Here is a 26986-nt window from a genome sequence, read left to right as displayed (position 1 = left end):
ATACATTTCATATATAACGTATTTTGTCGACTAGATGCTAGCTTTATCTTTGAATGAAGAGTTTATTTGCTTTTTGATAACCTCGTGGTAATACCTGCCCTTTTGAAGCACGTTTACCGATGTATTTCAGCAGATCATCACCTTTTAATTTCAATTGTTGTTGTCCAGCAACGACCTGAAGCACATCATCCAAGTTAAGTGTTGTCATAGACACAATGCGTTCCTTTGCATCCAACTGCATCAATTTATTACCTTTTCCTTTATTGAGCATTGGTAACTCTGTCAGCTCTGTCAGTAATAATCGTCCAGAACTGCTGAGTACAGCGATATGTGTACCATCAATTTGTTGCAATGGCATTGCGCTTGCATCATCTGCAAGCGTTAAAAACGCTTTACCCGCTTTAGCATTGGTGTCCAATTGTTTCGCTTGTGTTTTAAAACCATATCCTTTGGAGCTGATCGCTAATATTTCCACCTCATCTTCAGCAATCAGAATTTGTTGGAAATTTACTCCATTTGCTGGCGATAATTTCGAGCTTAATGGTTCACCTAAGCCGCGCGCTGAAGGTAATCCTGTAATTGGTAATGCGTAACTTCGACCAGATTGATCTAATACATACACTTTTTGATTAGATTTACCTTGTGCATGACTTAAATATTGATCTCCTGCACGGAAATTGACTTTATCTAGATCGATCTCATGTCCTTTCGCACAACGAATCCAACCCGCTTCCGATAAAATGACAGTGACAGGATCAGCTGGCATCAAATCTTGTTCACTAATCGCGGTCGCTTCTTCACGCTGAACAATTGGAGATCGGCGATCATCACCAAACTTTTTCGCATCTTCTTTTAATTCTGAAATGATCAGATTTTTTAAAGATTCAGGATTCGCCAATTGCTCTCGAATCACGGCTGCTCGAGCTTCAAGCTCTTCTTGTTCACGGCGAATTTCCATTTCTTCGAGACGCGCCAAATGACGTAATTTAAGCTCTAGAATGGCTTCGGCTTGAATTTCATCAATACCGAAATGTGACATTAAGACTTCTTTCGGATGATCTTCCTCACGAATAATGCGAATTACCGTATCAATATCTAAATACGCAATTAAAAGTCCCGCCAGAATATGTAGACGTTTTTCAATTTTATTCAAATGGTATTGCAAACGTCTCGTCACAGTCGTTTTACGAATTTCAATCCATTCCAATAAAATACGACGGATTGATTTTACTTGTGGACGACCATCAGCACCAATCATGTTCATATTGACGCGGTAGCTCGACTCAAGATCGGTCGTGGCAAATAAATGGCTCATGACCGCATCTGCATCGATACGATTTGAACGCAAGACAATTACCAAACGTGTTGGACATTGATGATCTGATTCATCTCGTACATCACTTACCAACGGTAATTTTTTTGCCTGCATTTGATCAGCAATTTGGCTGATAATTTTAGAGCCAGAAACCTGATATGGTAATTCACTGATGACAATTTCATTTTTTTCAACCGAATATACCGCACGCATGCGATAACTGCCGCGCCCAGTGCTTTGTAATTTCAGTAATTCATCAGCAGGTGTAATAATTTCTGCTTGAGTCGGTAAATCTGGACCAGGAATATATTCAGCAACTTTTTCATCAGACAAATTCGGGTTACGAATCAGTGCAATTGTACCCTTAACAACTTCCCGTAAATTGTGTGGTGGAATATCTGTTGCCATTCCCACCGCAATTCCCGTCGTACCATTTAAAAGAATATTCGGTACGCGTGCTGGTAAATTTACAGGCTCTTTTAATGAACCATCAAAGTTATCTTGCCAGTCGACAGTTCCTTGACCTAATTCAGAGAGCAGGACTTCACTATATTGTGATAGTTTGGCCTCGGTGTATCGCATTGCAGCAAACGACTTTGGATCATCTGGTGATCCCCAGTTGCCCTGCCCTTCAATAAATGGATAACGATAACTAAATGGCTGTGCCATTAAGACCATTGCTTCATAACAAGCAGAATCACCATGCGGATGATATTTACCTAAAACATCACCAACTGTACGTGCTGATTTTTTGGGCTTACCACTATGCTTTAGACCAAGCTCGCTCATCGCATATACGATACGCCGTTGTACAGGTTTTAATCCGTCACTAATATGAGGCAATGCACGATCCATAATCACGTACATGGCATAGTTTAGGTAAGCTTGTTCTGTAAATTCTGCTACAGAACGATTCTCTGTCGCTTGGTGCGCAAGGCTTGTCATTGAATCGTGAAATCCTAATGAATGAATAGTTTAAGGGTGTATGCTAGTCTCCCAAACTGCGAAGAACAAGCAAGGTTGGATACTTTGTAAAGATAAAATAACAAAAAAAAGGCCAGTTGGTTTTATTTCATTTTAAATTGGACTTTTTTCTTGTATCCAATTAATTTTATTGAATATACAATAATCAAAACACAACTTTATAACAAATGATTTTACATACGCTCATCGTATGAACGGAACAAACATGCATAATTACATTCCTTATGATCTTCGCTCAAAATTATTTCAAATTGACCCTAATCTAGATGTTCATTGGCAAACGCGTTTAAAAAATATTTTTAATAGTGTTCCCGCACCAATACAAGGTCTGATACAGGAACAATTCCTGACTGCGAAGAATATTTACTGGGATCAACATCGACAATCATTCTCTTTTAAGGGCATTGTTGGTCTTCAGGATTTAAGCAGTCATTTAATCTCACCGAAAATGCGCACTTTGGCTGAAAAGATCGCAGCCACTTTAGAAACGCTGAAATCATATCAAGACGTAATTAAAATCGCCGATTACTTAGAAACTGTACAAAATCAAATTGATCGTATTGAAACAGAAGAAGATCAAAGTTTTCTTAGAGATAAACAACTCCTACGAAAAACTTTTTTATATGATGCTGCAAATATCATCAAAACACTCGACTTAAATGTTCCTGATAATTGCCGACATTTAACAGCTGAAGAAATTCGTACTTTTATTCTTGAAGTTCATATTAAACATCAAATTTTAGGCTATTGGTTCAAAACCATCCTCCCGAGACAACTGAAGCAAATTAGCCATCCATTATTCCAAGACTTTATTATTCAAGAACAAAAAATTCGTGATTTTGATGTGATTGAAAGCAGTCAGTATTTATATCTGGTCGCGACCATTCATGACTTTAGACAGAACCCATATTCTATCCGCCGCTTTTTAATGGAAGAAAAGCTAGGTCTTGAAGATCGAGTTTACCTAAATGGCGTGGTGTTGGATAAGAAATGTTTAAATGATCCAAGTTATTTAGAACAATTTAAATGGCAAGTCAGTCGAATTATTACGATTCAACGACAGATCACGACTCCTATTTTGGATCTGATGGAAAAATTTCATAACGTCAATTTTGATCTGTTATTACCGTTACTCAAAAAACCGCTCGATGCCTCTGGATTTTCAGTCGAACAAGTCATTAACGAGCGCCTTTTAGATTTCGAAAAAGCTTTAACTCTTGAGATCTTGCAACCTTTTCAATATGCACTGCGTCATTCAATTCGTCACCCTGATGAGTTTGATTATTGTTTTATCAGTATGCATCGTCTGTTCTCTGATATTGCGAGTTTTTATAAAGACTTTTCAAGTGAACCCATTATTGCCTTCAATACTCAAGCTCAAATTTTCGAATATAAAATTTTATCCTATTTAAAATTGATGGAAAAAAGACGACATACTATTTTTGTGAGTTTAGACGCAGAGTCTTATGCGGCAAGTCATAGCAAATCTCAAGCAGCGATTGAGCAAGTTAAAACAATTATTGCCGATGCTCTAGACCAACATAAAGTCAATCAAATTGCTTTCAATCAGAAAAAAAGAGAACTCGAAAGCCAATCAAACAAAGGATTCTTTCAAAAAATGTTTGATAAAACTGAAAAGTTAAAATCGGATCTTGAAGCGCTTAAATTGGCTGGAATTAATAATCGACGAATTGCATATTTAGATCTCGTGAAAGTGCCCAAAAAACATGATGAAACGACGGTGTACCTTGAGTTTGAAAGTTTGATTTCAATTAATCAGACTGAGCGTCACTATGCTTTTGTCAATGGCGACAATGGGGTATCAGCTTTGCCTATTTTAATTCAACTCCCTGAAGATAAAGAAAAATTCAATCTTCAGCAAGTGTCGAACACATTACATTTTGACTTAACTAAAGCACGTCAAAAATGGGTCTAAAAAAGAGGAGCTTAGCTCCTCTTTTTTCACAGATTTACATCCCCATAGACTCAAGTGTCTTACCTTTGGTTTCCTCACCGAGCACCAAGATCACGGCTGCAACTGCCAATAATACAGCGGTAAACATCATAAATACTTGGCTAAATCCATTTGAAGCCACCATCATATGGGTAACCACTAAAGGTGCAACAATCCCACCAATACGCCCAATTGCTGCTGCCCATCCTGATCCGAAAGCACGAATATTTGCAGGATATTGTTCAGGCGTGTAGGTATATAAAACGCCCCATGCACCAAGATTAAAGAATGACATCAAGCATCCCCAGAACATGATCATCGCTACGGTATCAGCCTGCCCAAAGAAATATGCTGATACTGCACACATTGCAATAAAGCCTGAAAGCGTCGCTTTACGCCCTAACTTTTCGACGAGCCATGCCGCGACAATATAACCTGGCAATTGTGCTAAAATCATCCCGAGAACATATTCAAAAGACTGCACAATGGTATATCCCTCTTTGACTAAAAGACTTGGTAACCACGTGAAAATACCGTAATACGAATAAACAATCCCAAACCAAATTAACCACAACATTAAACTGCGCTTTGCGAAACCGGTTGACCATAACTGACCAAAACTGACATTTGAATGTGTTGAAACTGGTTTCACTTCAATTTTTTCGATGACTTCGACACCACACTGTCGCTCGATTTTTTGCACAATCGCGTGCGCTTCATCAATACGACCTCGATTGATCAAGTAAGGAATAGATTCCGGAACTTTTTTTAGAATAACGAAGACATAAAGTGCAGGCAAACCACCCAATAAAAATGCAACATGCCAATCAAATTTAGGGATGACGAAATAAGAAACCAGTGCAGCACATAACCAGCCTAGCCCCCAGAAGCTTTCAAGTAACACAATAAAGCGACCACGAACATGGGCTGGAATGTATTCACTCACTAAAGTTACGGCAACTGGTAACTGTCCGCCTAAGCCTAAACCCACAATAAATCTAAAGATTAATAACCATGTTAAATTTGGTGCGAAAGCACAAAGGGCTGTTGCGATGCTATAAATGACCAATGTTGTAGCAAATACTGCTTTACGTCCGATTCGATCCGCCAGTCCACCAGAGAATACTGCACCTATCGCCATTCCCACAAAGCCGATGGATACAACCCAACCTTTTTCAGCAGGCGTCATTTGCCAGTCTTCAGCCATCTTCGCCAAGATAAAGGAAATTAGTCCAGTATCCATTGCATCAAACATCCAGCCTAATCCAATCACCCACAACAAGGTGTAGTGAAATTTACCAATAGGTAAACGCTGTATTCGTGAGATTAAATCCATAGCATGCTCTCTGTGAGGAGTGATTTAAATACAACCAATGACAATCGCTGTTTTCTCAACACTGCTTATTTTTATTTTCTAAAGAACCATATAAAAATGACCGATCACATTATCGGCCATTTTGAAAGATGAGTGTAAAAAGTTTAATTTACATCTTTAGATGACGCCGACTGTTCATCATCATCTTTATAAATAAATTTTGGCATTTCAAGGCCAAAGTAAATTGCGATACAACGCAATGTGAAACCAAAAACAAGAGTAGAAATAATGGTGATATCTTGTGAAAAACCGACTTCGATACAGCCCCAATAGAAAATGACCGCAACAAAAGAAATACTGGCATAAAGTTCGCGACGGAAGACTAAAGGCACATCGTTACATAAGATATCTCGTAAAATACCCCCTGAAACGCCTGTCAATACACCTGCCACTGCACAAACCACGAAACCCTGTTCCATTTGAATCGCAATTTGACAACCAATAATGGTAAAACCTATCAGACCTAAGGCATCTAGAAGTAAGAATACCGAACGTAGATGTCGCATCCATTTTGCGATAAAAATCGTAAATAATGCTGCACAACATGTAAGTACTAGATATTCAGGATGTTTCACCCAAGTTAAAGGATAGTGCCCTAGCAAAACATCACGAACTGATCCTCCGCCCAAAGCAGTCACACAGGCAATAATAATGACACCAAACCAATCCATACTTCGTCGACCTGCAGACAAGGCGCCTGTCATCGCTTCCGCAGTAATCGCAATAATATAAATAACGGTGAGTAACATTGCCCTACTTCCAAATGAGGGTTTTTAATGCGCAATATTCTAAGTTAATTAAAAATTAATTCTAGAGAAATCGCGCACAACATTGCTTAAATTTTTTTCCTGATCCACAAATACAAGTCTGCTTCATCGTCACAGTTTGATCTGTCGTTGGGTCTAAAAAATACCACTGTCTATTGATGAGTACGAAATTTGAGGTTTCATGATGGACATGTACCTGATCGACATGTTGGTAATGTGCTTTGAATTCAACTTGAGCATGGGTTTTATCCAGACGAGGTAAATGCTGAATAACCTCTAATTTTAACCACTGATTGCTCATCGCCCAATCCCGAATGGCAGCAATGTCTAAATGACTTTGCTGACCTGATGCTGTGGTACTCACAATATAGTCGATTTCATGTTTAGCGAATGCACTATAGCGAGAACGCATGAGCTGTTCAGCACTTTCTGCAACACGCTGACCACGATGTAAAGGTTCACAACAGTGTGTATAAATTCCATGCCCGCAAGGACAATTGAGTTCGGACATCAATATTCCAATAAAAAATAGCACCTAATGAGATGCTATTTTAACTGAGTTTAAATCATTCTGATGGGTCTTGTTTTACGATGGGTACAATATGTACTTTTTCGATTTTATGACCATCCATTGTAACCACCTCAAATAGATACCCTTCTGCTTCAAAGGTTTCTCCATTTTCAGGTAAATGTCCTAAATGGAATAAGATATAACCAGACAGCGTAGAATACTGTTCTGACTCATCAACTAAATCACGATCAAGCAATAATGAAATATGACGAATATCAGTTGAACCCTCGAGCATGAGTGAACCATCCTCTAAGCTTTCAACTGCAGTTTCTATTTCATTTTCGTTCGGGAATTCACCCGCAATCGCTTCTAAAATATCAATCGGTGTTGCAATACCCTCAATGGAACCATATTCATTGAGCACAATCGCCATTTGTAAGGGTGCCTGACGCAATTGATCCATCACCATTAAGACTTGAGCGCTTTCATGGACAATGACAGGCTCTCGAATGTGTTTTTCGAAATTAAAATCGCCTGATTCAATATAGTCATTCAAAACGTTATGCGTGAGCACCACCCCAGCAATATTGTCTAGCTCGCCATGTGCAACGATCAAACGTGAATGTTTCATAGAAAGCACTTGATGTTTAATACTTTCAGGATCGTCATCTAAATCGATCCATTCGAGTTCTGGACGTGGGGTCATTAATGATTTGACTGGTCGCTCAGATAAACCTAATACTCCTTGCAACATCACGCTTTGGTATACAGCATTCTCATCCGAGAACATTTCCTCTACCAACGCTTGGGTAGCCAAAACATCATCCGTATTTGTCGATTGAGCATCTGCCGTTTTTGACTTACCACCAAGCATACGAATGACGGCAGATGCTGTTTTGAAACGTAAATCAGTCGTTGTTACCGTTTTTTCTTGGTTACGGCGCATCAATTGATTTAAAAACTCAATCAGGACAGAGAAACCAATTGCAGCGTATAGATAACCCTTCGGAATGTGGAAGCCTAGGCCTTCGACAACCAATGAGAAACCGATCATCATCAAGAAACATAGACACAGAATCACCACAGTTGGATGCTTATTCACAAAGTCCATGAGGGCTTTAGAGGCCCATAGCATGATTCCTATCGCAATAATTACGGCGATCATCATGACCGAAAGATCTTTGACCATACCGACTGCTGTAATCACACTGTCGAGTGAGAACACTGCATCCAATACCACGATCTGTACAATGACCATCCAAAATGCAGCATGAACAGGATTTTCTTCTTTAACATGAACTTTACTTTCTAGACGTTCATGTAGTTCTAAAGTTCCCTTCATTAACAAGAAAATACCGCCAAAAATCAAAATAAGATCTCGGGCTGAAAACGGATGATCAAAGATATGGAATAATGGATTCGTTAACGTGATAATCCAAGCGATTGACGCCAAAAGGATTAGGCGCATGCCAAGCGCGAGCGTTAAGCCTAAAATTCTGGCTTTATTGCGTTGCTCAGGCGGCAGTTTTTCCGCCAAAATCGCGATAAAGACGAGATTATCAATCCCGAGAACAATTTCTAAAATAATTAAAGTTAAGAGTCCCACCCATGCGGAAGGATCAGACATCCATTCAAAAATCATGAGTTACACTCCCACGTTTCAGGAAGATGGGATTCATTTAAACCAAAGTGATGAGGCAAAGTTATAAATGCAGTATTTAAATTTAGAAAATAAATAATATTTTGTTCTATTGAGCGATGTCGATCACTACTCATATTGATGTATTGGTTGCCGAACAGATTTTCAGTATAGAAAAGATTTTATTGCAATTCACTATTTTTTCGGTGAATCAAGATTGGCTTTATCAATCATTTTGGAATGAAACTACAAAATATTTCAAAAAATTCTTATTTATCTATACAGTTGTCACCTTTCTTGCTTAGATTAAACTGCATGATGAAGTTCATTTAAAAAAGGTGAGTAAATAAATATGAATACAAGCGTTCTTAATAACACCTTAGAGACCGATACATCAGTTAAATCAAAAGCAACTCAATGCCTTATTGCACTTTATTGTGGTTCTCGTTTTGGCAATAATCCTATTTACCAACAAAAAGCCATTGCTTTGGCTGAAAAAATTGCAAGGCAAGGATTTGGCATTGTATATGGTGGTGCAAGTATCGGATTAATGGGACAAGTCGCAGATACAGTCATTGAAAACAATGGTGAAGTTGTTGGTGTTATTCCTGAATTTATGCTTGATTACGAGGTTGCCCATAATCAGTTAACAGAACTTCACGTGGTAAGAACAATGCATGAACGCAAAGCCATGATGGCTGAACGTGCTAGTGCTTTTGTTGCGCTCCCGGGAGGTTTAGGTACATTTGAAGAAATCTTAGAAATCGCAACTTGGGGACAGTTAAATCAACACCAAAAACCAATGATTATTTATAACGTCAATGGATTCTATAATGCCTTGATTGCACAACTCGATCATGCAGTAGAAGAAGGTTTTCTACCTGCTCAACATCGGGCAAAAATCATCGTATGCGAGCATTCACATCAAATCATCAATGCCATCGCAAACATGAAATGCCCTGAACAATTCGTGGTCTAAATTCGACAAGACTTTAAAGCATTACGCATGACGGGTAAAAAATAAAAGAGCCATATGGCTCTTTTATCATACATCTACACGATCAGGCTCTATTTCAACGTGATTTGATACGTTGCTGTAGTACCACTGACTTCATTCCCTACAATCAGTAAAGGCGTACCCGTTGGAGATTCTTTTGCGGAAACAAAGGTTAATCCTTCAGGACCTAAGTCTCCTGCCTGACCTTCCTCGATATCGGCAGTGGTTGCATCAAGTTTTCGCGAATGAATATATTGCACAAATTGGGGTTGGGCAGGATTGGAGATGTCATATACCATCACGCCTCCAACTCGTTCTAAACCAATAAATGCATAAGTTTTCTGGCCGATTTGACCGATCACCACGCCTTCTGGCTCTGGTCCCTTATTGTCACTACGATTATCGAACCCTGCTTCTTCATGGTTTGCATTAAAGATCTCAGGATGGTGCTGAGCAATATATTGTTCAAAATCATCACCCGAATCCCAAACCAGCTCTAATCCTGTTTGAGCATCATTTTCTGTCCAAATACTGACAGATCGTGCCCCGAAGCTATATAAATGATCGTAAACTAAATTGCCTCGAGCATTGAGTTTAGGTGTGCCATCAGTATTCTTTTGATAACCTTCAGTCCAAGTGATATTCAAACGACCAAGCATCTTGTCTTCACGGCATCCTTTAGCATCGCCATCGATCGCTCCACAATATGCAAAATGCAGAGGATTCAATTCAGCACCTTTCGCCAGTGCTCTTAATTGTGGTGGCAGATCTTCACCTTGCCGTCTGTCGAAACCATCTTTATGGAATAGATGCTTCGCACGCCATTCTTCAACAAAACCCTTTTTAATATTACCTTGAGCATTCGGATTATCCTTCAATCTCTCTCCCCAATATTCAGGATCATCTTCACCCCAAGCACGAGCATCCCCTTCATTGGCAGTGACAATATACGTTTTACCATTGACTTCGTAACTTGAGATCGCATCTGGCATATATAAGCCACGAACATGCTGCCAAGTTTGAATATTGATCTTCGCAAGACCATTTTCACCATCGGCATCACTGACATCTAAACCATGACCTTGTAAGCCATGATCTTTAAAACCGAGCGGATAAACAGCCATGACTTTGGCATTTAAAACATCCACCTTAGCTAAGGCATTATTTTCCTGTAATGCGATCCATGCAATTTTGCCATCTGCGCTGAGTGTGATGTATTCAGGTTCAAAATCTTGCGCTACTGTTGCATTTGGACCATAAATTCGCACACCTTGATCACGTAATAGCTGTGCTAGACTGTTAAAGGCTTTGAAGTCAGCCGTTTTTGCAACTGGTTTGTTCAAATTTGAGAGATCAATGATTGAAATCGAACCTTCGGGATCAATCGCATAATCATGAGATGGCTCTCCTTCATTCGCCACCAATAAGGTTTTACCATCTGCACTAAAGGTCAGCATATCGGGTAGAGAACCCACTGGAACTTGGGCAATAAAGCTCGAATCATTGGCATTAAAAAGTGCCACGATTCCTGGATCTGTTTTATCTTTGGCTTGTACAGCTAAGGCAACAATTCCATTTTTTACAGCAACACTATTTACTTCTGAGTCTGTTAAATATGATTTAGCATCTAAAGAGCCAATCCATTTAGGTTGCTGAGGTTGGCGATAATCAAAAATATCAACCACGCCTTCTTTTGCGTTTACAACAAACAATCTTTGGCTTTGTGCATCATAGGCAGGTATCTCTGCTGCGCTGACCGCAAAACCACGACTTTCTGTACGACTGAGATAGTTGAGTTCAATCGATTCAGGCGTAATATTTGGTACTGATGTGATATTGTTAGTGTCATCATTACATGCCCCTAGCCCCAATGCACACATTGCGATCACAAGTGCGTTAGACTTTAGCTTCATTTTTTTAATCTTCTTATGATGTTGTTGGCAACAACTCTATGACCATGCGATGACAATGCTGTGACCATCAGATTGCAATTTTGTTGCAAATCCTTCGTATATAAACCACAAGTGATACTGAGAAACTGTTTTAAAATATTAACTTACTAATATGATCCTACAAGATGAGCAGCACAGCACACCAACCCTTACAGCCTGAGTTTAGATTATTGGTGTTTTTGGTCTCGATCGGCTTTTTTATGCAAGGTCTAGACACAACTATCATCAATACTGCGATTCCTGCAATCGCTCATCACCTCAATGAAGATCCTCTACACATGCATAGTGTCGTGGTGGCTTATGTATTGTCAGTCGCAGCTTGTATTCCACTCAGTGGTTGGCTGGCTGACCGATTTGGTGTCCGAAATGTTTATTTTTCTGCAATTATCATTTTCACTTTGGCATCGCTCGGATGTGCATTTTCTTCTAATTTAAATGAGCTTTTATTTTTCCGAGTGATTCAAGGGATTGGAGGTGCTTTACTGCTTCCAGTTGGGCGTCTTGCAATGTTGAAAATCATTCCTAGAACGCAATTCCTTGCAGCCATGTCTCTGATGAGTCTTGCAGGTCTGATTGGCCCCTTAATCGGTCCTACTCTTGGCGGATGGCTGGTGGAGTACGTGACTTGGGAGTGGATTTTCTTAATTAATATTCCTATTGGACTCATTGGAGTTTTTCTCACATTTAAAGCCATGCCAAATGTGACCGAGACCCATGTTGCTAAATTTGATTTTTTTGGCTTCTTGTTATTAGTCATCGCGATGGTTGGCTTAAGTTTAGGGATTGAAAATTTTGCTAGCCCCTATCTTCCACTATGGTGGAGTATTGTTCTTATTGTGTTTGGTTTATCTGCAAGTGCTTGGTACATGGTGCATGCCCATACCCACCAAAATGCTCTATTTCGTGGGAAACTATTCAAAAATCAAATTTTCGCGATTGGTATTGTAGGCAACTTTTTTGCCCGCTTAGGCGGCAATGCGATGCCTTTTCTTATCCCCTTAATGCTACAAGTTGCTTTTGGTTTTGAACCATTTATTACCGGTTTACTTATGATTCCAACGGTATTGGGTTCACTGGCATCCAAACCGATCATTCGCCAAATTATTCAACGATTTGGGTATCGTCGGGTGTTATTAGTCAATACCTGCCTTATTGGCTTATGTATTGCAAGTTTTGCCCTCACCTCAGCCGAAACACCTTTATGGTTAAGAACATTGCATTTCTTCATTTTTGGTATGTTGAACTCACTGCAATTTGTTTCTATGAATACGCTAACCTTAAAGGATTTGCCTCAACAAGATGCTAGTAGTGGTAACAGTTTTCTCTCGATGATTATGATGGTATCTATGAGTATTGGTGTAGCGCTTGCAGGTACACTGGTCAATGTATTCACCGCTTATCTTGGTACTGCACAAATGCAACAGGCCTTCCAATGGACCTTAATTTTAATGGGCTCAATTAACATTATTACCATCTTTATTTTTTGGAAAATTCCGAAAGAAATGGATGATGACTAATGGATATGGATTCTAGATACTGTCACTACCATTTACGTTTATTCGCGTTATGATATTAATTATATTTTGCACCAAACTTTAAGTGCTCATGAATTCAAAAAATAAGCAGCATATCTATTCGCAAAAGATTATCTTGTGGACTTCCCTTTTAGGTGCAGCCCTGATCGCACTCATGGTCGGATTATTGAGCTTTTTCTTTTTGCCGTTTCAACCAGCAACAGCTCAAGAATATCCAATCAAAGGATTTGATGTCTCACATCATCAAAAAGAAATTCGCTGGTCACAAATTCCCAAAAAGGAATATCAATTTGTCTACCTCAAAGCGACAGAAGGTGGCGACTTTAAAGATCGAAAATTTCAGGATCATTGGCTCAAAGCACGCGAGCATGGTTTTAAAGTCGGAGCGTATCATTTCTATCGACTTTGCCGTGATGGTAAAGTTCAGGCATTAAATTTCATTGATTCTGTGCCACGTAAAGAAGATGCCCTTCCTCCAGTCATTGATTTGGAATACGACAGCAATTGCATCAATACCTATAGCAAAGAACAACTGTTATATGAAATCGATGTTATGCATGATTTGCTGCATCAACATTATGGCAAACAACCTATCTTTTATGTTTCTAAAGCCTTCTATAACATCGTACTTGCGGGTGCTTTTACGAATACCCCACTCTGGGTACGTGAATACAACTTTCAACCTGAATTAAAAGACAATCCAGATTGGATCTTTTGGCAATACACTAATAAAGGTAAAATTAAGGGTATTTCTACACCAGTGGATTTGAATGTATTTAATGGCGATCAAAACGACTGGATAAAATTTCTAAAATTAAATCAAATTGAGCCATAAATCTTAAGGAGTCAGTACGTTACAACTAAAGAGATCTAACAAAAAAATAGAGTGCAACTGGGCTCAAGCAAGCGAGTTACGCTTTATAAGGATGACATGATGTCGCTTAAAAAAGGGATTTTAACAGTGGTTGGTCTTTTGGCTGTCACGCTCATGGCTGCGTTTTTTTATTTATGGCAACCATCAGGAAAGCTCTCCGAATTTAATCAATGGAAGGCTAAAATAGACCAACCCGTCAGTGAACAAAAATTAAATGTTCGCTTTTTTGGCGTTTCCACATTGCTATTTGATGATGGTAATTCACAAATTCTAATTGATGGTTTTTTTAGTCGACCATCTCTCATGAACATTGCTTTACAACGCCTCTCCAGTGATCAAGCACTGCTTCACAATATGATTCAGGACCATGAGCTTAAACGCCTCAAAGCCATATTGGTGACCCACAGTCACTATGATCATGCTTTGGATATCTCAGTGCTCGGAAGTTCACTCCCAAAAACTCACATCATTGGTTCGTTGAGTACAATAAATATAGCACGAGGCGGCAAAGTGCCTGAGCATCAATTGAAACTGGCAGTGCCTTTTCAAGCACTACAATTGGGTGCATTTCGTATTACGCCTATTCCCTCACAACATACGCCACCTACAGCAGTGAACAATGATTTAGGTGAAGAGATTCTGCATCCACTGCCTCAGCCAGCACGTTTTTATGAGTTTAAAGAAGGCGGTAGCTTTGACTACTTGATTGAGCACAATAATCACAAAATTTTAGTTAAAGCCAGCACAGGTGCGCTTCCTAATCAATTTCAAAAGTTAAATGTAGATGTCTTGTTTTTAGGAATTGCTCAGCTTTCAAAACAATCACCCGAGTTTCAACAACAGTATCTCGCTGAAACCATTGATCAGTTACAACCGAAAGAAGTCATTCCAATTCATTGGGACAATTTCTTTAAACCACTTTCACAGCCTTTAGAGTTTCTACCACGAATAGCAGATCATTCTCCGAAAAGCCTACAACTCGTGATTGATCATGCACAGCATCAAGGTCGAAAGGTGACTTTACTGACGGAGCCTTACGCATACCCAATAATCAGCTCAACGATGCCTTAATTATGGGTTAAAATTAAGGCATCTCATGATTGATTGAACATTTTGCGAAAGATAATTCATATCGATATGGATGCTTTTTACGCTTCTGTGGAGCTTAGAGAGCGTCCAGAATTACAACACTTACCTGTGGTCATTGCATCTCATCACCCACGGGCCGTCGTTGCAGCAGCATCATACCCAGCTCGTGAGTATGGCTTACGTTCGGCCATGTCGATGACACAAGCCAAAAAACTTTGCCCACAAGTGATCGTCATTGAGCCAAATTTTTCTAAATACCAACATGTATCAGCCCAAATTCATGAGATATTTCAAAAACATACCAGCATCATCGAACCCTTATCGCTGGATGAAGCATATCTGGATGTCACTGAAAATTTACAGCAGATCCCAAGCGCTACTGAAGTTGCGATGCATATTCGTGATGAAATATTTCAGCTTACTGGATTGACCGCCTCAGCAGGCGTTGCACCAAATAAGTTTTTAGCCAAAATTGCATCTGATTGGAATAAACCGAATGGCATTTGTGTGATCAAACCCAATCAGGTGCAACAGTTTATCTATGATCTTCCACTCAAAAAAATCCCTGGTGTAGGAAAGGTCACACAGGAAAAATTAAAAGCTTTGCAACTCGAAAAACTTGGGGATTTACAGCAAGTCGAAGAAAACTTTCTCACTCATCATTTCGGAAAATATGGCAAACAATTATTTCTCTATGCTCAAGGGATCGATGAGCGACCTGTTCAAAGCGAACGCCAAAGACAGCAAATTTCTAAAGAAACCACGTTTGATGAAGATCTTTTTTTAAACCAATGTGATCAATTTTGGACTTCACTGCTTTCTCGTGTTTGGCAAAATCTTCAAAACAAGGAAATGATCGCTAGAGGTATCAGCGTCAAACTCAAACTTAAAAATTTTCAAGTTTTACAACACTCTAAAAGCTTTAAACAACCTTTCAATCACATAGAGGATTTGCAACTGGCACTCAAATTATTGTTAATGGAAATGAATATTCCTGATGAATATCAGTTTAGACTCATTGGTGTTGGGGTGTATCAACTTTCAGAAAAACAACAAGATACGCAACTCAATTTATTCGGATTGTAAATTTCGTCTAGTTTTCATGCAAAAGAACAAAATTAAGTCAATTTTTTTCGCCTTTTTTTCCTTTTTAGAGTAATCTAATCGCGCAATACATTTACCCATGTGTCTGCTGAGATGTTGTTAGAAGACCTATATCTAACACATTTGTCCTGTGATTGGCGTGACAATCCATCCGAATATTACAGGGCACTCTAATTTGAATGGGTACAATGTCTTTTTCCTCCAAATATTTCTGATCTCCTCCCATAAAAATAAACTTTCAGAGATACAGCAATTAAACCGAATTCATAGTTCCACTTACCCTATACTTTCTAAATCCTATACGGCATTTCATAATCTATATTTATATCTATAAGGGATGAGCTTTATGTCTGTTCAACGTTTACACGTTCAAAAACGTTTTTCTGAGGTTGCTATTTTTGGTCACTTCGTTCATCTGGCAGGTCAGTTAGCAGAAGATACGTCTCTCGACATTCGTGGACAGTCACAACAAACCTTTGACATTATTGACCGTTTATTGGCTGAAGCAGGTACAGATAAAAGCCATATCATGTCTGTGACAATTTATCTAAAAGATATTGACAAAGATTATGCAGCATTCAATGAAGTTTGGGATGCATGGGTTTCTGATATTCAAGCTCTACCGCGTACATGCGTAGAGGCTAAACTGTATCATCCCGATGTTCTTGTTGAGCTAACGGTAATTGCCGCGAAACCTTGATAAAAAAAGCATGCCTGAGCATGCTTTTTTATTTCAAAGATGATTAGCTAAATGCGCGAATATCTGCCAATCGCCCAGCACTATACTTTTCTAATTTATGCTCAATCACGGATTCATCTCCCCATTCAATTGGCATATCCTCAGTGTATTCATCCAAAAAATCACGTCTTAACTGCACATATTCTGGGACAGCATGGTAAGAGATCACTTTGTATCCCGCGGTTTCAAGTAATGCATTTTGAAACTGTAAAGTATGTCCACGTTTGAATGAAAATTTATCTTCTAAACTGACAATGGCAAGAACTTTACAATCCTTATTCATCACCACAAAATCGGCAAACATTGACTCATATTTACGGCGTGTACGCGGTAACTTTGTGGTCAGTAAGGCGTCAAAAGAGACATGTGCCAAAATATGCGCATTTGGCATGATTTCTTTAAGACGATTGAAAGTTACTTGCTGATAGGGGCTAAACACTGCTCTTTGACGGAGCATGCTATCAGAGGGTTGTTGATGCTTTAATCCTTTATAAGCAATGAACAACACCACAGCGAGTATGATCACACTCGCGATGATCATGATATCCATGACTAGTATCCTTATTTGAATTCTTATCGTTAATTTCTTTTTTAAACTACTTCAAAAAACACAACTTTTATTATTGTTTCATTATGCTGATGTTATACATCGCATAGTCCAAGTGAAAAGCGCTTCAGACCAAGCTTATATTAAACATGTTCTGCACTTATTGGCTATAGTTTAAAACATGAACCACATCACACTATTGCATAATTGTTGGACAATGATGAAAATTTCATTTGAAGATAACACAATATCACCTGAAATGAAAAACTCAAAACCTCACTAAACTACTAATTTAAATGATTATTTTAAAATAAAAAAGAGACTTACCCAAATCAAGCCCAATATTCCGATAAATGAGCATCATCGAAAATATTGTATAGAAAATGTTCAAAAAAGGACGCCGCAGCGTCCTTTTGAAAGAAATTATCATTTATGCACGAGACTTGGGTTTGGATTTACCCTTAGGTTTCCCCTCGCCAAAAGGTTTTTTGCGATCTCCAGTCTCACGTGGTGGCAAACCAGTGTGCTGTGTCAAGATTTGGCCTTTCTTCGGACGATTATTTTGTCCTTGTGATTGACCACGATTAGCGGTTTGACCCGTACGTTTTTGTGAATCACCTGCAACAGTTGAATTTTTCTTACGTGCAGATTGATATTGACCATCCGTGCCCTGAGGCTGATACGTCGGAATCAAATGTTGCTTAGAATTACCAATTAAGTCCTGACGACCCATTTCTTTCAAAGCTTCACGCAGTAAAGGCCAGTTATTTGGATCATGGTAACGTAAGAAAGCTTTATGTAAACGGCGGCGTTTTTCACCTTTTACAATGTCGACATCTTCAGTATAACGTGCCACTTTCGCAAGCGGATTTTTACCGGTGTAGTACATGGTGGTCGCAGTTGCCATTGGTGATGGATAGAAGGTTTGTACTTGGTCAGCACGGAAACCATTCTTTTTCAACCAAATTGCAAGGTTCATCATGTCGTAATCGGTTGTACCCGGATGCGCCGCAATAAAGTAAGGAATAAGATATTGTTCCTTACCTGCTTCTTTACTAAAACGATCAAACATTTGCTTAAAGCGGTCATACGTCCCAATACCCGGCTTCATCATTTTATTGAGAGGGCCTTTTTCGGTATGTTCAGGTGCAATCTTTAAGTAGCCACCGACATGATGCGTGACTAATTCTTTGACATATTCAGGGTTCAATACTGCAAGGTCATAACGTAGACCCGAACCGATCAAAATCTTTTTAATACCTGGTAAAGCACGAGCTTTACGATATAACTGCGTAAGAGGTGCGTGATCAGTATGCAAGTTTTGACAAACACCTGGGAACACGCACGATGGCTTACGACAGTTCTTTTCAATTTCTGGATCTTTACATGCCAAACGATACATATTGGCTGTCGGACCACCTAAGTCCGAAATAATACCTGTAAAGCCCGGCGCCGTATCACGAATCTTTTCAACTTCACGTAAGATCGACTCTTCAGAACGGTTTTGAATAATTCGACCTTCATGCTCCGTAATCGAACAGAAGGTACAACCACCAAAACAACCACGCATGATGTTCACAGAGAACTTGATCATGTCAAACGCTGGGAAACGCGCATCGCCATAAGATGGATGTGGTAGACGTGCATAAGGCAAGTCGAACACATAATCCATTTCTTCTGTGGTTAGTGGGATTGGCGGTGGATTAATCCAGACATCACGCTCACCATGCTTCTGCACGAGTGCGCGCGCATTCCCTGGATTGGTTTCTAGATGCAAAATACGGTTTGCATGGGCATAAAGCACTGGATCATTGGCAACTTCTTCAAAAGAAGGCAGACGAATCACAGCCAATTCACGTGGTGGCAATTTATGTTTAATCGCCTTAGATGATGGCTGTAACTGCACGATTTGCGTATCTGCATCCAAATTGTCGCCTTCACGAACAATCGGATTGCTGACCACTTCTTTTTGGAAATTCTGATACTGCGTTAAGCTGTTGCCTTTGTCTTTCTCAATTTCACAGCCATCAATATCTTCGGTCATCACATATGGATTGATGATTGGATCAACACGGCCTATGGTATCGACATCATTTGATGCGATCTCAACAAATTTAGCTTTCGCTGCACGGTTATGCTTATTAATAATAAATGCAGTACCACGAACATCAGTAATGTCTGTAATTTTTTCGCCTTTGGCTAGACGGTGCATCACTTCAATGATTGAGCGTTCACCATTACCATACATCAATAGATCGGCTTTTGAATCCATTAAAATAGAACGACGAACTTTGTCAGACCAATAGTCATAATGCGCGATACGACGTAATGAACCTTCGATACCGCCTAGCAGAACAGGAACATCAGGGAACGCTTCACGACAACGTTGACAATAGACTGTTGCTGCACGGTCAGGACGTTTATTCGGTTGGTTATCTGGAGAATAAGCATCATCTGAACGGATCTTACGGTCAGCCGTATAACGGTTGATCATAGAGTCCATGTTACCTGCCGATACGCCCCAAGCAATATTTGGTTTACCAAGTACACGGAATGCTTCAACATTCGTCCAGTCTGGTTGGGCAATAATACCAACACGGAAACCTTGCGCTTCAAGCACACGGCCAATGATACCGGTTACAAATGATGGATGATCGATATAAGCATCACCACAAACAAAAATAAAGTCACAACTATCCCAACCGAGTTGGTCCATTTCCTCGCGTGACATCGGCAAAAAAGGCGCGGGTTCAAAACAAGACGCCCAATATTTGTCGTAATCAAACAACGCTTTTGGCGCAGTCTGAGCGGTATAAGCAGTAGACATGGCTAGCAATTCTCGGCTGGCAGATGGAAGATCAAAAATTAGATCAAAGATGAAAGCCGATCATTTTACCATGAATTCAACTCAACTTGCTTGATTAAAAAACAATCAAATACAACTGCTTAAATTTTCTATTCATCACTGATGACCTAAGACCTGTTTCTGTACATTTAACATACAACCAAATCTAAACAAAAAATAATATGCATTTAATTTCAGCAACTTGAGCTTAGCAATTGACTCAATTCCTTTACGACTGATGATTTGGGTAATAAACAAAGTTGCTTTTCATTTTTATAGTGTTTGAAAAAAATGAAAGGCGTTTAATCGTGCTCAAAATAATACTCACAACCGTTGCCACTATGATGGCTTTATTACTTTCTAATTTGGCTTGGACTCAATCTAAAATTCCACAGTCTTACCAGCAACAAGCAGCTTGGCAACAATTACAACAAAGGCTCCCTTCGAAATTTCGTATCAACGACCAAAACAAACCACATGAGTACTACTGGAGTTGGAATAATTACCGTGTACATGTCGATGCTTATCCCAATACTAAAGCGCCAGCCAAAGTCATTTTATTACATGGCGTAGGTACAAATGGTCGTCAGATGAGTTTAATTCTTGGGCGTCCACTTGCCCAAAAAGGGTATGAAACCTTCGCATTGGATTTACCCGGTTATGGTCTGACACAATATCCTTCAAAAAAAGAAATTCGTTATGATCATTGGGTGAAATTGGTCAATGATTTTGTGAACGAACAAGCGCAAAAAGATGATCGTCCTATTTTCCTTTATGGACTCTCAGCAGGTGGAATGCTCACGCTACATGTGGCCATGCAGAATCAACATGTCGATGGCATCATCGGAATGACGTTTCTCGATCAAGAATTTAAAGACGTTCAAAAAGGAACTATGCGTTTTAGTGCTCTAAGCCCTATTCTTTTGCCAAGTATGAAAGCAGTAGCGCATACTCCTTTGAAGCAAATCACCTTACCTATGTCCTTGGTTTCAAAGATGTCAAAACTCACCAATGACCCTGAAGCCTTACGCATCATGTTGGCAGACAAAACATCTGCAGGTAATAGCATGAGCGTGGAATTTTTAAACAGCTATATGCATTACCAAAAACCATATCCTTTGACTCAGTTTAATCAAGCACCTGTGTTACTGACTCAACCTGAACAGGATCAATGGACTCCTTTAAAATTGAGCCAACCTGTTTTGAAACAGTTGAAAGTACCTTATCGTGTGATGAGTTTACAAAATGGCGGGCACTACCCTGTTGAGCAACCTGCATTAGATCAGCTGGTAAAATACAGTGATCAATTCATTCGTGAAAATTTACAACGCTAAATTGATCTATTGAACGATAAATGAATCACTTAGATTGTTTTGTAAGCATTTTCCTACAATCATCTCTTCCATTGTCGGCTATGCATATCAACGACACTGCACTATTCTTAAACCATCAGGAAACAGGAAGTTTCCCAAACAAAAAACAACAATAATAAGTTTGAGCATCAGGACGTGAGGTACGACAGGAGTTATACCTAAAAGCAGCCGATACGAAGAAAAGCCCATCAGGAAGATGGGCTTTTCTTTTTCTTAGACGTAGAATTTTTTAAGCACACTACACGTTGTCACGCTTGTAAAACAATTATTCATCATGCTTTTTCGCTTTCACAACACTTTCATGCATTCCATTTGTTAGTTTTAAAGTGTGTCACGCAACAACTCTGACTGTAATTTCCAAAGTGCAAGCAACTTATGCTGTTCCTACAATACGGAATAGCCTAGTGCAAACGGCTTGCATACAAAATTTTAAAGATTGAGGATGTGAACATGGCAAAAGCTTTATTTATTACTGCAAATTTTGGTGTTGAAAAAGATGAATTAATCAAACCCTTAGCATTTTTAAAATCAAAAGGGATTGAAACCTATCATGCTGCTGAAGAAAAGAAATCTGTTCAGACTGTGGTTGGGGATCAAGAGCCTTCTGATCAAGTTCAACCTGATTTAAGCTTCGATGAAGTCATCGCAAATGACTATGACATCCTGATTATTCCTGGGGGAACGGTGAATGCGGATAACTTGCGAATTCATCCACAGGTTCAAAAATTGATTCAAATTTTTGCTGACCATCAAAAACCAATCGCAGCTATTTGTCATGCGCCTTGGACATTAATTGATGCGCAACGTATCAAAGATAAAAATCTGACGTCTTATAAGTCAGTAAAAATTGATTTAGAAAATGCAGGCGGTAAATGGGTCGATGAAGAGGTGCATCGTTGTAATACTGGCGGTTGGCCGCTCATTACTTCACGTTGTCCTGATGATATTCCTGCATTTAATGAAGCCATTTATAAAGAATTGACGCAGTCTTAAACGATTAAAACCCCTTTTTTGGGGTTTTATTTTGCATGTTTTACAGACTTTTTAAGTAATCTACGATTTCTTGCTCGCCTGCCATTTCAGCAAGTTCTAAGGCCGTAAATTGACCTTTGTAAGCAACATTTGCACCTTTTGCGACTAGCAGTTGTACTACATCAAAGTACCCATTCTCTGCGGCTGCTTGAAGTGCGCTATAACCTTCATCATCAATTTGGTTTACATCAGCTCCTTTGTTTAAAACTGTTTCAACTTCTGTGATTTCGCCTAATGAAGCCCAATAGATGAGTTCAGGAAGATGAAGTTCGCTATCATCGTCAGGGATTGGGGAGAATGAGTTAAGTTTCATAATATTAAAATTGTCTGATGATGATTTAGAATTATATCTACTTTTCAGGAAAGATTAATTTGCCTTTTTCTACAAAAGTTGCTAATCCCTTCATTCTTCGATAATGTGCCATCAATAGTTTAGCTACCTCTTCTTCATTACCTACTTTATCATACATATCTTGTAGACTTGTATAACCAAGACCTTCTGCTAATTTTTCATTAAGTTCCATTACTATTTTAACTTTTTCACCATCCAATTTTAAAAGATGATTTTCTTTTTCCTTTCTCTTTCGAGCTAAATCTAAATAAATGTCATGTAATTTATTATAGGTCTCAGCTGTTGTAACTAATCCTTTCAAGAAAATACCAATACCTACAGCTACTTGAATTGCAACCTCATAATTTAAAATTAATTCTATATAACCTGGAGAAGCATATGAAATTGCCCTTACTTTAGGATGTGAATGTTTTGGAATATGCCGATAAAACAAATTGTAAACATTTACGTATGTTAGACCATCTCGGAGCTTATAATCGTTCAATTCAGAAATTAGTGTAGAAGCTCGATAGTTATCGTGATTTTTTTCAAGACAATATATAAAAGAATAATTTTGTAGATACAATCTTGAAAATTTATTGAAATCTTCCAGAGACCAACGTTTATCTAACAGAACTCTATAATTTTTATCATCATATTTAGTTTGATTCATCATCAACCAACTCGTATTAAACTACACTATTAATACAATATGTTTACTATTTATTCAATGAAAAAGCCCCCTTACGGAGGCTTTTAAATCATTCAATTATTTAAGCTTTTGCAATACTTGGCTGACTTGAACCAATCTTTTCAGATTCACTTTCATTCATAATCAGAGCCACTGCAATTGCGGTAATCAATACAGGTAATCCTACTGCCATAAAGTTAAAATGCGCTGGTAAGTTCATCCCTAGTAAGCCACCAATCAAGATTGGACCTACAATTGCTCCCATACGACCAATCGCAGATGACCAGCCAATCCCTGTTGAACGAACTGCCAATGGATAGTACTGAGCTACGTAGCTATATAACAACATCTGTGAACCAATCGATGCAGCACCTGCCAAGAACACCAAGATGTAAAGTAACAGCATATTCGACTGGAAGCCCATTAAGCTCATCACAATCGCACCCATTAAACCTAAGAACATCAATACTGGTTTTAAATGGTAACGGTCTGCCAAGATACCACCGCCAACGATCCCCACTACCGCACCAACATTCATGACCATCATGAACATTAAGCTATTATCCATTGAGTAGCCCGCAGCCATCATCAATTTCGGTAACCAGCTGCTGAGAGCGTACATGGTTAATAAGCATGTAAAGAATGCAACCCAGAACAACAATGTATTTACAGCGCGACCACGACGGAACAAGCTGACAACAGTTGCCGATTCAGGCTCATCTACTTGATCCAGCTCGAAAGTTGTATCTTTCTCAACTTTTACTTTAGGTTCAATCTTCGCCACGATTTGACGAGCTTCTTCCTGACGATTTTCTTTTACGATGAAAGTTAAAGATTCAGGTAAGAATTTCCAAATAATTGGAAGTAAAAGTAATGGAATACCTGCGATAAAGAACATGATTTCCCAACCAAAACTTGGTGTAAACCATGAACCTAATAATGCAGCCATCACACCACCTACCGCATAACCACTAAACATAGTGGTTACCAAGGTGCTACGCATTTTTTGAGGTGCATATTCTGAGGTCAAAGCCACAAGGTTTGGCATAACACCACCAATCCCTAAACCTGCCAAGAAACGCAAAATACCGAACTCAGTTGGATTGGATGCAAAACCACCCGCAAAGGTTAATCCACTGAATAAAATAATACAGATCATAATGACTTTTTTACGGCCAATCTTATCTGCTAAAGAACCAAAAATCATTGCGCCAAACATCATCCCTGCAAGTGCAGTACTTGCGAGCATGCCTGCTTGAACAGCACTTAAACCCCATTCATCCATCAATAATGGTAAAACTACGCCATTAATTGCTAAGTCATAACCATCAAACAGGATAATGAGTAAACACCAAGCGACAACATTGAAGTGAAATGGTGTGAATTTAGCATGGTCAATAATTTTATTGACGTTCATTGCTTGCTGTGACATTCCTCACCTCCTGTGAGAGATCGTATTTCAATAATCTTTAAGCACGATCCAACCAACTTTGAATTTAATTGTTGTGAGCGACGCATCAAAATCGTGTGCTTAAAGTCTGTGAGGTAAATTTCACATAATTCTGTGTTAATAAAAATTGAACGTTAGTCTAAAATCCAATCAAAATTAGGCTTTTTATCTAAATATCACATTAGACCAAAGTTAGTTTGACTTATGAAAATCAGTGTTTCCATCATTTTATTGGTGAGTAATGATGATATCTCGCTCAAATACGAATTTATTAAAGTACTTATTTCATTATTATATTTTTCACTTAATTTAATAAAAAACCTCATAGATCAAAATCTATGAGGCCTTGAACAATTAATATAACTTTTTGTCTAATTTAATCTGAATAATTTCATTATCATCTGCAAGTTTTGCATTACGTCCACTTGAACCTGGAAAATTATTGTCATTCAACACTGTGATTAAATCAGGTCCTTCAATCACAATATCTTCAATGGTAAAGAATGGAAAACCGAAACGCTCACCCGTCATAATATCGCCCTCACGTGGCGTACCATACAATAAATTTGGATTCGCAATATCCATTAAATTGACCAAGTCCATCTTATTAACCAACTGCTTCGGTTCATTCAGTTGTATTCGAACTAATTTCTTAAAACCACCAATATTATTTTCAGTATCATCACGCTCAATTACAATACCTTCATTTTGAGTAAATAACTGGAAATCACCAATTGCTGTTGCTTTAGGGTCGAGCTCAAAATAGTAATGGTCATTTGTATATGCTTTTTTAGAAATATCAAATTTTGAAATTAATAAATGTCTTTGCGCATTCTTGCTTAATGGTTTTTCCAGCATTGGATATAAATATTGACCATCTGGAGAAATAGCCATGCCTTCAAATCCACCACTTCTTTGCACGAGCGCATTTTCTATTTCAGCCGCACTTTGATGAAGTTGATTTTGTGGAGATCGAAGCTCTTCTCCTTCTTTTTCAGGATGAGGCAATGCAATCGGAGCACTCTTTAAGACACCATCAGCACTAAAATGCAGTAAAAATGGACCGAATTCATCTCCGATCCAAATATCACCATTTTTATCACGCTGTATAGATTCCGGATCAAAATCAGCACCTGTTAAAAGGCGTTCTGGCGTACTCTCATTGACAATTTTGAACGGTACTAACTTATTCGGATCACGAAGCTGTATATGAGACAGTACTTTAACGTTATTTGAGTTGGTCTTAGCAGTTCTAAAATCTACTGAAATATTATAAAGGCGCAATAGATAGTCTGCTGAGTTATCTTGTGCCCCAAATCCATTATCAGACATTACAAGATACGTTTCATCAGCATTTTTTAATGCCCCAGAAAATCCTTGAACTGGCTGACCTTTAAATGGCGGATAAATACCGTTTGCACCTTTCACATAAAGTCCTGAATCTGGTCCATCGGCATAGGTAGCCACATCAAGCTTTGCAAATGAAGCAAGTGTGGGTTCCTTTATCTGATTTTGTTGATCTGAGGTGATCTTATCATCAGAATCATTACAACCGCTAAGGGCTAAAAATGACAATAGCACTGTGCTTAAAAGTGTCTTGTTCATAAATCCATATGTATCACTTAATTAAGGACTCATGATTAAACGGCATGATGGTGTCATTCCTCTGACAGATCAATGAAGATTTGATGAAGGCTTATATTATTAGTTCCTCACTATATAAAAATCTTTATCAGTAAGTTATATGATCCATTTCCCTTTATTTTTATATCTTTTTTTCAATTTATATATATAAAAAAACACCCCCTTGTATTGAAGGGGGTGTTTAGAATAATGAGCTGGCGATGACTTACTCTCACATGGGTAACCCCACACTACCATC

Annotated in this window: 21 protein-coding genes; 9 read left to right on the top strand and 12 right to left on the bottom strand. The window is 38.7% G+C overall.

Features of this window, described 5'->3' with window-relative positions; genetic code table 11:
* Positions 1–43: 43 nt before the first annotated feature.
* A complete protein-coding gene (gene parC / locus AC1M9B_RS08120; protein ID WP_180028852.1) occupies positions 44–2260 on the bottom strand; it encodes a DNA topoisomerase IV subunit A in 2217 nt (738 codons plus the stop codon).
* Between the two features lie 244 nt (positions 2261–2504).
* Here parC and AC1M9B_RS08115 point away from each other — a divergent pair, with 244 nt between their 5' ends.
* Positions 2505–4235: a hypothetical protein gene (locus AC1M9B_RS08115; protein WP_481608931.1), complete on the top strand. Its 1731-nt coding sequence runs from the start codon at positions 2505–2507 to the stop codon at positions 4233–4235.
* A gap of 34 nt (positions 4236–4269) precedes the next feature.
* Here the strand turns inward: AC1M9B_RS08115 and niaP are convergent, their stop codons facing one another.
* The 4 genes from niaP to AC1M9B_RS08095 form a co-directional block, all read right to left on the bottom strand.
* The gene (gene niaP, locus AC1M9B_RS08110; protein ID WP_481608930.1) at positions 4270–5589 is read right to left on the bottom strand and encodes a niacin transporter NiaP; all 1320 of its coding nucleotides are present in this window, start codon (positions 5587–5589) and stop codon (positions 4270–4272) included.
* Between the two features lie 143 nt (positions 5590–5732).
* The gene (locus AC1M9B_RS08105) at positions 5733–6377 is read right to left on the bottom strand and encodes a trimeric intracellular cation channel family protein (protein ID WP_035268119.1); all 645 of its coding nucleotides are present in this window, start codon (positions 6375–6377) and stop codon (positions 5733–5735) included.
* Positions 6378–6438: 61 nt separating this feature from the next.
* Positions 6439–6906 (bottom strand): YchJ family protein, encoded by a 468-nt coding sequence (locus AC1M9B_RS08100; RefSeq protein WP_481589185.1) that lies wholly within the window; start codon positions 6904–6906, stop codon positions 6439–6441.
* A 55-nt stretch (positions 6907–6961) separates the two neighbouring features.
* Positions 6962–8548, bottom strand: coding sequence for a TerC family protein (locus AC1M9B_RS08095; RefSeq protein WP_481608929.1), 1587 nt, complete (start codon positions 8546–8548; stop codon positions 6962–6964).
* Between the two features lie 349 nt (positions 8549–8897).
* Between AC1M9B_RS08095 and AC1M9B_RS08090 the strand changes: the two genes are divergently transcribed.
* A complete protein-coding gene (locus AC1M9B_RS08090; RefSeq protein ID WP_481591504.1) occupies positions 8898–9524 on the top strand; it encodes an LOG family protein in 627 nt (208 codons plus the stop codon).
* A gap of 89 nt (positions 9525–9613) precedes the next feature.
* On the opposite strand, the gene AC1M9B_RS08085 is transcribed toward AC1M9B_RS08090, so the two are convergent.
* Complete coding sequence (locus AC1M9B_RS08085; protein ID WP_481608928.1) at positions 9614–11455, bottom strand: choice-of-anchor I family protein; 1842 nt, start codon at positions 11453–11455, stop codon at positions 9614–9616.
* A 164-nt stretch (positions 11456–11619) separates the two neighbouring features.
* Here AC1M9B_RS08085 and mdtD point away from each other — a divergent pair, with 164 nt between their 5' ends.
* From mdtD to AC1M9B_RS08060, 5 genes are all read left to right on the top strand, one after another.
* Positions 11620–13011 (top strand): multidrug transporter subunit MdtD, encoded by a 1392-nt coding sequence (gene mdtD / locus AC1M9B_RS08080; protein WP_481607888.1) that lies wholly within the window; start codon positions 11620–11622, stop codon positions 13009–13011.
* An 88-nt stretch (positions 13012–13099) separates the two neighbouring features.
* Positions 13100–13864 (top strand): glycoside hydrolase family 25 protein, encoded by a 765-nt coding sequence (locus AC1M9B_RS08075; protein ID WP_481608927.1) that lies wholly within the window; start codon positions 13100–13102, stop codon positions 13862–13864.
* Positions 13865–13963: 99 nt separating this feature from the next.
* The gene (locus AC1M9B_RS08070) at positions 13964–14974 is read left to right on the top strand and encodes an MBL fold metallo-hydrolase (protein WP_481608926.1); all 1011 of its coding nucleotides are present in this window, start codon (positions 13964–13966) and stop codon (positions 14972–14974) included.
* A gap of 42 nt (positions 14975–15016) precedes the next feature.
* Entirely contained in the window at positions 15017–16078 is a 1062-nt protein-coding gene (dinB, locus tag AC1M9B_RS08065; RefSeq protein ID WP_035268128.1) for a DNA polymerase IV, read from the top strand.
* Between the two features lie 364 nt (positions 16079–16442).
* Positions 16443–16796: a RidA family protein gene (locus tag AC1M9B_RS08060; protein WP_481591509.1), complete on the top strand. Its 354-nt coding sequence runs from the start codon at positions 16443–16445 to the stop codon at positions 16794–16796.
* Positions 16797–16839: 43 nt separating this feature from the next.
* Here AC1M9B_RS08060 and AC1M9B_RS08055 read toward each other — a convergent pair whose 3' ends face one another.
* Positions 16840–17385: a DUF2726 domain-containing protein gene (locus tag AC1M9B_RS08055; protein WP_092767397.1), complete on the bottom strand. Its 546-nt coding sequence runs from the start codon at positions 17383–17385 to the stop codon at positions 16840–16842.
* 427 nt (positions 17386–17812) lie between these two features.
* Entirely contained in the window at positions 17813–20209 is a 2397-nt protein-coding gene (locus AC1M9B_RS08050) for a YgiQ family radical SAM protein (RefSeq protein WP_035268131.1), read from the bottom strand.
* 326 nt (positions 20210–20535) lie between these two features.
* Between AC1M9B_RS08050 and AC1M9B_RS08045 the strand changes: the two genes are divergently transcribed.
* Entirely contained in the window at positions 20536–21561 is a 1026-nt protein-coding gene (locus AC1M9B_RS08045; RefSeq protein ID WP_481608925.1) for an alpha/beta hydrolase, read from the top strand.
* A gap of 489 nt (positions 21562–22050) precedes the next feature.
* Complete coding sequence (locus AC1M9B_RS08040) at positions 22051–22593, top strand: type 1 glutamine amidotransferase domain-containing protein (protein WP_481597428.1); 543 nt, start codon at positions 22051–22053, stop codon at positions 22591–22593.
* Positions 22594–22633: 40 nt separating this feature from the next.
* Here AC1M9B_RS08040 and AC1M9B_RS08035 read toward each other — a convergent pair whose 3' ends face one another.
* From AC1M9B_RS08035 to AC1M9B_RS08020, 4 genes are all read right to left on the bottom strand, one after another.
* Entirely contained in the window at positions 22634–22945 is a 312-nt protein-coding gene (locus AC1M9B_RS08035; protein ID WP_481608924.1) for an ankyrin repeat domain-containing protein, read from the bottom strand.
* Between the two features lie 37 nt (positions 22946–22982).
* Complete coding sequence (locus AC1M9B_RS08030; protein WP_481608923.1) at positions 22983–23639, bottom strand: hypothetical protein; 657 nt, start codon at positions 23637–23639, stop codon at positions 22983–22985.
* Between the two features lie 97 nt (positions 23640–23736).
* On the bottom strand, positions 23737–25086 hold the full coding sequence (locus AC1M9B_RS08025; protein WP_092767403.1) for an aromatic acid/H+ symport family MFS transporter: 1350 nt from the start codon (positions 25084–25086) through the stop codon (positions 23737–23739).
* Between the two features lie 372 nt (positions 25087–25458).
* Positions 25459–26709, bottom strand: coding sequence for an esterase-like activity of phytase family protein (locus AC1M9B_RS08020; RefSeq protein WP_481608922.1), 1251 nt, complete (start codon positions 26707–26709; stop codon positions 25459–25461).
* Between the last annotated feature and the right edge of the window lie 277 nt (positions 26710–26986).

The organism is Acinetobacter sp. ANC_7513 (assembly GCF_056779915.1).
Note: the sequence above shows the minus strand (reverse complement) of the source record. Positions and strands in the feature narration are given on the sequence as shown.

What these genes read in the sequence shown, in the direction of transcription:
- parC (WP_180028852.1), bottom strand. Translation starts at nt 2,260, where the DNA reads ATGACAAGCCTTGCGCACCAAGCGACAGAGAATCGTTCTGTAGCAGAA.
- AC1M9B_RS08115 (WP_481608931.1), top strand. Translation starts at nt 2,505, where the DNA reads ATGCATAATTACATTCCTTATGATCTTCGCTCAAAATTATTTCAAATT.
- niaP (WP_481608930.1), bottom strand. Translation starts at nt 5,589, where the DNA reads ATGGATTTAATCTCACGAATACAGCGTTTACCTATTGGTAAATTTCAC.
- AC1M9B_RS08105 (WP_035268119.1), bottom strand. Translation starts at nt 6,377, where the DNA reads ATGTTACTCACCGTTATTTATATTATTGCGATTACTGCGGAAGCGATG.
- AC1M9B_RS08100 (WP_481589185.1), bottom strand. Translation starts at nt 6,906, where the DNA reads ATGTCCGAACTCAATTGTCCTTGCGGGCATGGAATTTATACACACTGT.
- AC1M9B_RS08095 (WP_481608929.1), bottom strand. Translation starts at nt 8,548, where the DNA reads ATGATTTTTGAATGGATGTCTGATCCTTCCGCATGGGTGGGACTCTTA.
- AC1M9B_RS08090 (WP_481591504.1), top strand. Translation starts at nt 8,898, where the DNA reads ATGAATACAAGCGTTCTTAATAACACCTTAGAGACCGATACATCAGTT.
- AC1M9B_RS08085 (WP_481608928.1), bottom strand. Translation starts at nt 11,455, where the DNA reads ATGAAGCTAAAGTCTAACGCACTTGTGATCGCAATGTGTGCATTGGGG.
- mdtD (WP_481607888.1), top strand. Translation starts at nt 11,620, where the DNA reads ATGAGCAGCACAGCACACCAACCCTTACAGCCTGAGTTTAGATTATTG.
- AC1M9B_RS08075 (WP_481608927.1), top strand. Translation starts at nt 13,100, where the DNA reads ATGAATTCAAAAAATAAGCAGCATATCTATTCGCAAAAGATTATCTTG.
- AC1M9B_RS08070 (WP_481608926.1), top strand. Translation starts at nt 13,964, where the DNA reads ATGTCGCTTAAAAAAGGGATTTTAACAGTGGTTGGTCTTTTGGCTGTC.
- AC1M9B_RS08060 (WP_481591509.1), top strand. Translation starts at nt 16,443, where the DNA reads ATGTCTGTTCAACGTTTACACGTTCAAAAACGTTTTTCTGAGGTTGCT.
- AC1M9B_RS08055 (WP_092767397.1), bottom strand. Translation starts at nt 17,385, where the DNA reads ATGGATATCATGATCATCGCGAGTGTGATCATACTCGCTGTGGTGTTG.
- AC1M9B_RS08050 (WP_035268131.1), bottom strand. Translation starts at nt 20,209, where the DNA reads ATGTCTACTGCTTATACCGCTCAGACTGCGCCAAAAGCGTTGTTTGAT.
- AC1M9B_RS08040 (WP_481597428.1), top strand. Translation starts at nt 22,051, where the DNA reads ATGGCAAAAGCTTTATTTATTACTGCAAATTTTGGTGTTGAAAAAGAT.
- AC1M9B_RS08035 (WP_481608924.1), bottom strand. Translation starts at nt 22,945, where the DNA reads ATGAAACTTAACTCATTCTCCCCAATCCCTGACGATGATAGCGAACTT.
- AC1M9B_RS08030 (WP_481608923.1), bottom strand. Translation starts at nt 23,639, where the DNA reads ATGATGAATCAAACTAAATATGATGATAAAAATTATAGAGTTCTGTTA.
- AC1M9B_RS08025 (WP_092767403.1), bottom strand. Translation starts at nt 25,086, where the DNA reads ATGTCACAGCAAGCAATGAACGTCAATAAAATTATTGACCATGCTAAA.
- AC1M9B_RS08020 (WP_481608922.1), bottom strand. Translation starts at nt 26,709, where the DNA reads ATGAACAAGACACTTTTAAGCACAGTGCTATTGTCATTTTTAGCCCTT.